A 9,820-nucleotide genomic window follows, 5' to 3' on the forward strand; every position below is an offset into this window, starting at 1 on the left:
TTTTTCTACTCAAAAAAACTGTTGAGCTTTAAAATAGAAACTCAACAGTTTTTCCAGTTTACTTGCACTTATTTCGGGTGTGTCATTTCTTCTGGTTTCACATATTCATCAAATTGCTCAGCTGTCAGTAAACCAAGCTTTACAGCTGTTTCTTTTAATGTTGCATTATCAGTAAAGGCTGTTTTTGCAATTTTCGCAGCATTTTCATAGCCGATATGCGGATTTAAAGCTGTTACCAGCATTAACGAGCCATGCAGGTTTTTCTCGATTTGCTCCAGGTTTGCTTCAATTCCTACAGCACAACGCTCATCAAAGGAAAGAATGCTGTCTGCCAGTAACTGACTGGACTGTAAGAAGTTATAAGCGATGACCGGTTTGAATACATTTAATTCAAAATTCCCCTGACTGGCTGCAAATCCGATTGCTGCGTCATTCCCCATTACCTGTGTCGCAACCATAGTTACTGCTTCACTTTGGGTCGGATTTACTTTTCCTGGCATGATAGAGCTTCCCGGCTCATTCGCAGGTATTGTAATTTCTCCAATCCCGCAGCGCGGTCCACTTGCTAACCAGCGGACATCATTAGCAATTTTCATCATATCTGCGGCTAGTCCCTTCAGTGCCCCGTGTGCGTAAACCGTTTCATCATGACTGGTTAGGGCATGGAATTTGTTTTTCGCAGAAATAAAGGTTTTTCCAGTATACGCTGAAATAGCTTTACAAACCTTTTCCGAAAAATCCGGATGTGCATTTAAACCAGTTCCTACAGCTGTTCCGCCAATAGCAAGCTCACGCAGATGCTCGTTACTTTCTTTTATCATGGTGTATGATTTTTCCAGCATCCGGTGCCAGCCGCTGATTTCCTGGCCTAAAGTCAATGGTGTTGCATCCTGCAGATGAGTTCTTCCAATTTTTACAATATCAGCGAATTTATTTTGCTTTTCTTCCAAGGTTTTCTTTAATTGTTGAATGGCAGGCAATACTGTATCTTCCAGCTTCAATACAGCTGCTACATGCATGGCAGTAGGATATGTATCATTCGAGCTTTGCGATTTATTCACATCATCATTTGGATGAAGCTTTAATTCACTTCCCTGCTCTTTTAACCATTCATTTCCTACATAGGCCAATACTTCGTTCACATTCATATTTGATTGTGTGCCGCTTCCTGTTTGCCAAACTACCAATGGAAAATGTTCATTTAATTTATCTGCCAATACCTGATCAGCAGCATATTTTATTGCTTCTGCTTTTTCTTCTTCCATTAAGCCCAAATCAAAGTTAGCAATTGCTGTACTTCTTTTTAAAATTGCAAACGCTTTAATAATTTCTACAGGCATTGTTTCCTGACCAATCGGAAAGTTCTGCTTACTGCGCTGCGTCTGTGCTCCCCAATATTTGTCTGCCGGGACCTTGATTTCCCCAATCGTATCTTTTTCTATGCGATAATCCATCCTGATTCCTCCTTGAACTTTTCCTGAATCCATATCTAGTGTACCAAATTTTTTCATTTTTTTCGATTTCTTTTTCGTGATATGATAAAGGTAATCTTATTTTCAGAAATCGTTCTCTATTCACCTACCTTAACCTGACAGAAATGAGGAATAAAACATGCCGAATATATGGACCCATATTTTTTTTGCAGAAGATGCTTGTAATTCACTATCATTTGATATACCTGATTCTCCTGACAGACATGCCTTATTTCTGGGCGCACAAGGTCCCGATCCCTTCTTTTATTATCGATTCTGGCCTTGGTTCTCCGGTCAAAAGGCCGGGCATGATATCGGTAATGCGTTACATATAAATGAATGCGGGCCTTTTTTAATGGATCTTATTGAAAAGGCACACAGACAATCAAACGAGGTAAAAGCTTATGTAATCGGTTTTATCACACATCATTTTCTGGACCGGTATACGCATCCCTATATCCATTATCGTGCCGGTTACAAGGGCAGCAAACATCAGATGCTGGAAACGATTATTGATACCAAAATGGCTTTAAAACATCGGCAAATGGAGATTTGGAAGCATCCGGCATATGAAGCGATTTACGTCGGCAAAACACTGCCGCCGGCCATCCTGCATCTATTGGATGAAGCTATCCGGAAAGTTTATCCTGACCTTTCCTTTCAAACAAGCACAATACAGGCTGCATATCAGGATATGATCACCGCACAGAAGCTTTTTTCGGATCCTTCAGGTTTAAAAAACAGGCTGTTGAAGCCATTTATCCGTTCCTATTCACATCAGCGGACAGATGAAGTTATCGATTACCTTAATGAAGAAAAAACGGCCTGGATTCATTCAGCTACGGGGGAGTTACACGAGGAAAGCTTTGAAGAATTATATACTGATGCTTTAAATGATGTAGTCAGCGTACTTCCTCTGGTGATGGACTATTGGAATGAAGCTGAAGAATCCACAAAAATACAGCTGATCCGCCGTATTGATAATATTTCATATGATACCGGCACACATATAGCAGATCATTATACAAATCGTTTCAGTGCACCAATTGTATAATAAAAAGAAGCACATGCTATTTGATTTCATCAGGTCAAACAGCATGTGCTTCTTTTATTTTTATGCTATTTATTGCGGACGTATTTTTACTTCCTCATTTTTATTCGAAGCTCTTTTCGCCTCTTCTATTCCTTTATCAATATCTACAAATTTCAGGAGAAGAATTCCAATAATAAAGAAGAAGATAAGTGACAGGATTCCTAAACGGCTATTTCCGGTCAGCTGCCCGATAAGTGCAAACATAAACGGGCCGATAACAGCTGCAAATTTGGATGAAATCCCGTAAAACCCAAAAAACTCAGCGTGTTTGCCAGTCGGAATCATTCTTCCAAAAATAGATCGGCTCAATGATTGCGCTCCACCCTGAACCATACCTACGATAATCGCTAAAATATAAAAATGTAATGCTGTACTCATAAAATAACCAATAATGACTATTCCTAAATAAACATATAAGGTAATAAATAGAGCTTTCTTTGCTGTAATTTTTACCGCCAGCCAGCCGAAAAAGAATGTAAATGGAATCCCGACAAACTGCGTAATTAATAATGCAATAATTAGATCATTTTGACCGATGCCTATTTCACTTCCATAAACCGTTGCCATACGAATAATGGTTGAAATACCGTCATTATACAGCCAAAAAGCAATCAGGAATATAATCAGCTGTTTGAATTGCTTCATTTCCCGAAAAGTATTTCCTACTCGTGAAAAGCCAATCGATACATATGATTTCGTCCGCTCCACTTTTTCTTTTTTCTCTTCTTTTATATTTTTAAGCAGCGGAACCGTAAAAATAAGCCACCATATCCCTACAGAAGCAAGTGAAATTCTGGTAGCCCACTCTGTATCTGCAATACCAAACCATGACGGATTTAATATCATCATGACATTAATGGCTAGCAGAATCCCTCCGCCAATATATCCATATGCAAAGCCTCCTGATGATACTTTATCCATTTCTTCTTTTTCAGCAATCTCTGGTAAAAAACCATCATAAAATATATTTCCGCCGGAGAACCCGATTGAACCAACAATAAATAATAAGGAAGCAAGCAAATAATCTCCTTCGCTGATAAAAATCATGAGGATACTTGCGATAATCCCCATAAATGAGAAAAAACGGAGAAATTTTTTCTTTGCTGCGGAAAAATCACTGATAGCGCCCAGAATTGGTGCAAGGATTGCCACAATCAAAACAGAGATAGATTGCGAATACCCCCAATAACTCGTTGCTAAATGGTCATCCAGACCCGAGGCAGCAACAGTTGAATAATAAACGGGCAGCACTGCAGCCATAATCGTTGTCGCAAATGCAGAGTTTCCAAAATCGTACATCATCCAGCTGCGCTGTATTTTCTTTTTCGATTTTGCGTCCATCTTATCCCCCCTTACTTGCATTATAATGGATTTATTTGGTTTATCCTATCAGTTTTTTTAATCAATGTGAATTTACTAAATATTCACTTCGGTAAAAAGATATGATTACAGACAGAAAAAAAGCATAGGCACGCTTTAAATTGCGTCCTATGCTTGTATTCTTAATCTTCCCAAACATATTGTTTGTAAGCTTTACTATATTTCTTAAAATCATTATAATTATTTGTTTCAATTGCATGATTTATTTTATCTTCCAAGTGAGACTTATTCCAGTTAAAACAAAGCTCGTCCAATAATAATTGTGCATACAGCTGCTCTTCAAACGCCAGTTCTTTTCTTGCTGTTAACGGCTCTCCTACATATTGAAAAAAGCGATAAACGACTTTTTCTTGTTTCACGGAAAATTCCCCCTTAAGCCTTTTTCCCATTATGCACAAACTTTCTATAAATTTCAACTAAAAAATATTTTAAAATATTTTTTCCCGAATTATTTTTCAAATAGAGAGCCACAATAAATACTGCCTGAGTAATGTTTTTTTCCCAAAGGAAAATATGCTTGCAGCTTTCAATAACTCTTCCTGTGGTCTGTTATGTTTCTCTAGACCCACCACTAGGTGATTTGATAGACTATATAAGCTATCTTTTTAAAACACGAACTAAAAGAAATTCTTCATCGCTAATTAATGAATATTAAAATATGGTGGGATTAAAATGAATAATCATAATGAAAACTTAAAAACCGGGGAAAAAGGGGCCTGGTTAAGCATCATTGCGTATATCTTCTTAGCTGTTATGAAGCTTTATATTGCTTCCATCGGAAATTCCGACGGCTTACGGGCGGATGGATTAAATAACTTTACAGATATTATTGCTTCAATTGCCGTATTAGTCGGATTAAAAATAGCACGGAAGCCGGCAGATTCTGTACACCGTTACGGCCATTACCGGGCAGAAAGTATCGCTTCTTTATTTGCAGCTTTTATTATGATGCTTATCGGGCTTCAGGTTATATTTACCGCCGGCCAGACGCTGTATCTATCCAACTACGCACAGCCGGATATGCTGACAGCCTGGGTTGCTCTCTTTGCAGCCTTCGTTATGTTCGGTGTTTACAGCTATAATTTGAAGCTGTCAAAAAAAGTAGGAAGCAGTGCACTTTTCGCAGCGGCAATGGATAACCGGTCCGATGCTTTTGTAAGTGTAGGCGTGTTTATCGGTATTATCGGAGCACAATTTGGACTTTTTTGGTTAGACCCTGCCGTTGCTGTATTAGTCGGGTTAATCATTTGCAAAACAGCCTGGGATATTTTTAAAGACTCCACCGTTACGTTAACAGACGGATTTGATTATAAGAAATTGGATGAAATGAAGGGTGCTATCCGGACATTTAAAAATGTACGGGATATTGTTGACATTAAAGGACGGATTCACGGAAACCAGGAGCTTTTAGATATAACTATCCTGGTGGATCCAACACTGAATGTCGTTGACAGTCATGCTATCACAGAGCGTATTGAAGATTATCTGTATAAGGAATACGGAATCAATCACGCATTAATTCATATTGAACCTTATGAAAAAGACAAAGAATGAACGTAGCAAAATCTGTTATTGACAATTCCAGTAAATTAATTGTATAGTCATTATTAACAATTATATCGTTTTGACAGTAAAAGTCCGAAGTAGAACATTATATGACCATTTTCAGAGACAAGGCGGGTGGTGAAAGCCTTGGTGTATAATGGATTGAATTACAGGCTTTGCATTCATACTTGTCATTGCAATCGAGTGGATGTGCTTATTTTGTGCATCAATCAGGGTGGTAACGCGGAGATATACTTCGTCCCTATTACAGGGAGCGGAGTTTTTTTATTGTCTAGGAAATTATAGAATTATTGCCTTGTGGATAACTATTTATAGAAAAACAGCCGCATCCAGCTCCGAGCGCCAAAAACTAGGAGATTTCACGTCGCGCCCTACGATAAGTCAACATCGGTTCGTTACCTCACCGTGTTTCCTTTATCTCAGTTGCGCCGCTCCAATCTCTACGTTTTTAAGCAGGCGCTCTGCGCTTTTGTTCTTCTGAATAAACTATTCTTTATCCATAACACAAAAACCAATATTTAATACAAGAATCCCAAAACAAACCACACCAAAAAGCATTTCCATCCCCAAGCACTCCCTTCACATATGTACATACTATTATTTAATATACCTATTCTAATACCATCTTATCAATATCCTGACATAAAATAAAGAAAAAAATGTGATTGCATGTTTTTCTGCACTGCAATTACCTGAACGATAGCATTCGGTTCCGAGAAAAACTGGGTAAACGTCTATACACATTTTATCTATCTGCATACAGTAATACTGTAAGTTCAGGAGGTGAAAAGCATGGGCTATGGATATGGTGGTGGCTACGGTTATGGTGGCGGCTATGGCGGCGGCTACGCTGGCGGCTTTGCGTTGATTGTTGTTCTTTTCATTTTACTAATCATCGTAGGAGCTGCATTTTACTGCTAATCAAAAAATGGCTTGTGCTGAAGGCACAGGCCATTTTATTTTACATGATCAACATTTTCCCCTTTTTCAATGGCTGCTTTAACCAATAATAATTCTTTCCTTCGGATAATTAAATTTTGCAGGATCCTTTTTACGTTTAAATATCATTAGAAAGGTAAGTATACCAACCCGGCCAATAANGCCGCATCCAGCTCCGAGCGCCAAAAACTAGGAGATTTCACGTCGCGCCCTACGATAAGTCAACATCGGTTCGTTACCTCACCGTGTTTCCTTTATCTCAGTTGCGCCGCTCCAATCTCTACGTTTTTAAGCAGGCGCTCTGCGCTTTTGTTCTTGGTTTAAATAAATGATTCACTTCTATCTGTAATTTTTATAGAAAAATAGCAATACCATATAGAATGTAATTTCAAGAGGAGGAAATAAAAATGAATTCAATTGAAGCAAAACATAAACCTTCATTAGCTGTTTCCATCATTTTTCTTATATTGATTGTAGCAATTATCGGCTTTTTTATGATTGGACTGGGGGCTAACCCCCATATCCCTATTCTAATAGCTATATTTGTTTTAATCGGCTATGGTTTATGGAATAAAGTCAGCTTTCAAGCACTTCAAAATGCGATGGGTTTAGGAGCCGGTTCTGCAATGGGCGCAGTATTTCTCTTTTTTGTTATCGGTATTTTAATCAGCAGCTGGATGATCAGCGGTACAATTCCCGTACTGATGATGACAGGTCTATCTATTATTACGACAACCTGGTTCTATGCGATAGTATTTGCCGTTACAGCAATAATCGGTATTTCCTTAGGAAGCTCGTTAACAACAACCGCTACAGTCGGAGTCGCTTTAATCGGAATGGCCGGTGCCATGGATGCCTCCGTGGCAATTACAGCAGGAGCAATAGTTTCCGGAGCCTTTTTCGGTGATAAGATGTCTCCTTTATCGGATACGACTAACCTTGCTTCCACGATTGTCGGTGTAGATTTATTTGAGCATATCAAACATATCAGTTTAACTACCATACCTGCATTTATTATCTCATTTATTATTTTTGCAATTTTATCACCAGGTGCCTCATATGCCGATAACAATATTGCCCAATATCAGGATGCTTTACAGGCTGTCGGTTTGATTCATTGGAGTTCATGGATTCCATTGATTGTATTAATCATTTGTACTATTTTTAAACTTTCTGCTTTTTTATCGTTATCTATCAGCAGTGTGATTGCAAGCATAATAGCTATCGCAGTTAATAAATTCCCATTTAGTGATATTCCCAAAATTTGGTTTGGCGGATATACAGGGGACTCTGATTTTGATCCTGTAAATGAATTAATTTCAAAAGGCGGACTGGATAGTATGTTTTTCACCATCGCTTTGGTGCTTCTTGCTTTGAGCTTTGGCGGATTACTGTTTGTTACAGGTATTTTGCCGACCATACTCGAAACACTTCAATCCAGGCTCAGAAAAACCAGATCAATCATCGCTTCAACCGCCGCCACAGCTATTGGTGTAAATGTTTTTATCGGAGAACAATATTTATCCATTCTGTTAACCGGGGAAACATTTCAGCGGATTTATGAACGGGCCGGGTTAACAAAGAAAGCATTGTCTCGAACGTTAGAGGATGCAGGGACAGTGATTAATCCGCTCGTTCCCTGGAGTGTGTGCGGTGTGTTTATTGCAAATGTTCTTAGTGTTCCCGTACTGACCTACCTGCCATTTGCATTTTTCTGTTTGTTAAGCCCGGTCATTACTATTTTGTTTGGCGCGAGAACAGCTAAAAAGTAAAAAAGAATCCCCAATGAACAAGGCTTCAACGCACTCATTGGGGATTCTTCTATTTCTAAAAATTATTTATCCTGCTCTGTTAAAATAATTGCTTCATCCTTTGTGATAACAATTTGATGTTCAAATTGGGCAGAACGGCCTTTATCGACTGTTCTGGCAGTCCAGCCATTATCACCCATCTTACTGCGCCAATCACCTTCATTAATCATCGGTTCAATTGTAATAACCATGCCTTCTTTTAGACGGATACCTTTATTTGGCAATCCGTAATGCGGGACATGCGGATCTTCATGAATGGTAGGGCCAATCCCATGACCTGTAAAATCACGTACAACGGAAAATCCTTCCGCTTCGGCATAAGTCTGAATGGCATGGCCGATATCACCTAAACGATTTCCGTGTTTCGCCTGAGCAATCCCTTTATACAATGCTTCTTTCGTTACGTCAATCAGCTTCTGTCCTTTTTCATCTACATTCCCCACGGCATATGTCCAGGCTGAGTCAGCTAAGCCGCCGTTTAAATTAACAACCATATCAACTGTTACAATGTCACCGTCTTTTAAAGGCTTATCATTTGGAAATCCATGACAGATTTCATCATTTAAGGATGCACAAATTGCATAAGGGTAACCGTTATAGCCTTTTTGCTCCGGTGTTGCGCCATGCTCCTCTAAATATCTTTCCACAAAGGTATCTAATTCCAGTGTTGTTACGCCAGGCTTAATACGCTTTGCAATTTCCTTATGTGTTGCCACCAGCAAATCTGCTGCTTCCTGCATTTGCTGTACTTCCCGTTTACTTTTTCTAGTTATCATTCACTTTTCTTCCTTTCTATGTTCTATATACGCGATACTTTATGGGTAATAAACTTATTTTAAATGCTGTTTCGTATCCATAGTCCATTGTAAATTTTAACACAACCGTTCGGAAACGAACAGAAAGTTAACTTTCTTAGTCTTATAAAAATCGATATTCTTGATGTATACATTGTATAATTATATTAGGAACATTTTATGATTAAAGTTAGAAAATCCCTATTTCTCTAAACTTAAACAGCATGTTACGATAAAGATATATTTTTTCCGCTGTTCAATTTCTTATCTTAATAGCTCAACTTTTGCACCTGATAATAAGCATCTATACCTTACCATTCCAGGATGAACATGTGCTTCATTATCCTGGTTACATTTTGTCAATTCATCCTTCTGCGGAAATGGAGATTGTGTATAGCGCCGCTCCGACCAACCACTACGCTTTCCATGGGGACGGCTTCAGCTAACTTGAAAAGAAACCCGCTTTTCAAGTGGATCTTCAGCTCGCCCTGTTCCCATAGGAGTCTGCGTGGTTGGTCTCCGCTCAGTTAGGCTTCTACAGCGTATGAAGGAAATCATAGCCTGATGGAGTTAGCTGAAGAGCATGCCCCTAGGAAAGCAAAACGATCCGCCGCAGCGGTGGCCTTACACGTTACCTTCTTTCTAGATATAGTTTATGCTTTGTCAAGAGATAGATGGAAGAAATGATCAACATCTAAAACTATGATAAGCAAATTATTTTTTAAGGTGCGAAAGTTGAGTTAATAAATAATATATGTATAAGCT

General features: G+C 38.7%; 7 protein-coding genes and 2 pseudogenes. 4 read left to right on the top strand and 5 right to left on the bottom strand.

All coding sequences use genetic code 11. The features are described 5' to 3' along the window. Positions 1–68: 68 nt before the first annotated feature. On the bottom strand, positions 69–1,454 hold the full coding sequence (fumC, locus tag BN1068_RS13325) for a class II fumarate hydratase (RefSeq protein ID WP_077603341.1): 1,386 nt from the start codon (positions 1,452–1,454) through the stop codon (positions 69–71). 157 nt (positions 1,455–1,611) lie between these two features. On the opposite strand from fumC, the gene BN1068_RS13330 reads away from it, so the two are divergent. Next, positions 1,612–2,526, top strand: a complete 915-nt coding sequence (locus BN1068_RS13330; RefSeq protein ID WP_077603342.1) for a zinc dependent phospholipase C family protein — start codon at positions 1,612–1,614, stop codon at positions 2,524–2,526. A gap of 69 nt (positions 2,527–2,595) precedes the next feature. Here BN1068_RS13330 and BN1068_RS13335 read toward each other — a convergent pair whose 3' ends face one another. Together BN1068_RS13335 and BN1068_RS13340 are read right to left on the bottom strand one after the other, a co-directional pair. Beyond that, positions 2,596–3,906 (bottom strand): MFS transporter, encoded by a 1,311-nt coding sequence (locus tag BN1068_RS13335; RefSeq protein ID WP_077603343.1) that lies wholly within the window; start codon positions 3,904–3,906, stop codon positions 2,596–2,598. Positions 3,907–4,067: 161 nt separating this feature from the next. Next, positions 4,068–4,304 (bottom strand): hypothetical protein, encoded by a 237-nt coding sequence (locus tag BN1068_RS13340; protein ID WP_077603344.1) that lies wholly within the window; start codon positions 4,302–4,304, stop codon positions 4,068–4,070. 313 nt (positions 4,305–4,617) lie between these two features. Between BN1068_RS13340 and BN1068_RS13345 the strand changes: the two genes are divergently transcribed. Both BN1068_RS13345 and BN1068_RS23995 read left to right on the top strand, forming a co-directional pair. Next, positions 4,618–5,499 carry a cation diffusion facilitator family transporter gene (locus BN1068_RS13345; protein ID WP_077603345.1) on the top strand — a complete coding sequence of 294 codons (882 nt, stop codon included), beginning with the start codon at positions 4,618–4,620 and terminating at the stop codon, positions 5,497–5,499. An 852-nt stretch (positions 5,500–6,351) separates the two neighbouring features. After that, positions 6,352–6,432, top strand: a pseudogene (locus BN1068_RS23995) (YjcZ family sporulation protein); the annotation flags it as partial. A 78-nt stretch (positions 6,433–6,510) separates the two neighbouring features. On the opposite strand, the pseudogene BN1068_RS24000 reads toward BN1068_RS23995, so the two are convergent. After that, positions 6,511–6,609: pseudogene (locus BN1068_RS24000) on the bottom strand (hypothetical protein); the annotation flags it as partial. 248 nt (positions 6,610–6,857) lie between these two features. Between BN1068_RS24000 and nhaC the strand changes: the two are divergent. Continuing rightward, positions 6,858–8,222 (top strand): Na+/H+ antiporter NhaC, encoded by a 1,365-nt coding sequence (gene nhaC / locus BN1068_RS13355; RefSeq protein WP_077603346.1) that lies wholly within the window; start codon positions 6,858–6,860, stop codon positions 8,220–8,222. Positions 8,223–8,284: 62 nt separating this feature from the next. Here the strand turns inward: nhaC and map are convergent, their stop codons facing one another. After that, positions 8,285–9,037 carry a type I methionyl aminopeptidase gene (map, locus tag BN1068_RS13360; RefSeq protein WP_077603347.1) on the bottom strand — a complete coding sequence of 251 codons (753 nt, stop codon included), beginning with the start codon at positions 9,035–9,037 and terminating at the stop codon, positions 8,285–8,287. Positions 9,038–9,820 lie beyond the last annotated feature (783 nt).

The sequence above is a fragment of the Oceanobacillus sojae genome (assembly GCF_900162665.1).
GTDB lineage: Bacteria > Bacillota > Bacilli > Bacillales > Amphibacillaceae > Oceanobacillus > Oceanobacillus sojae_A.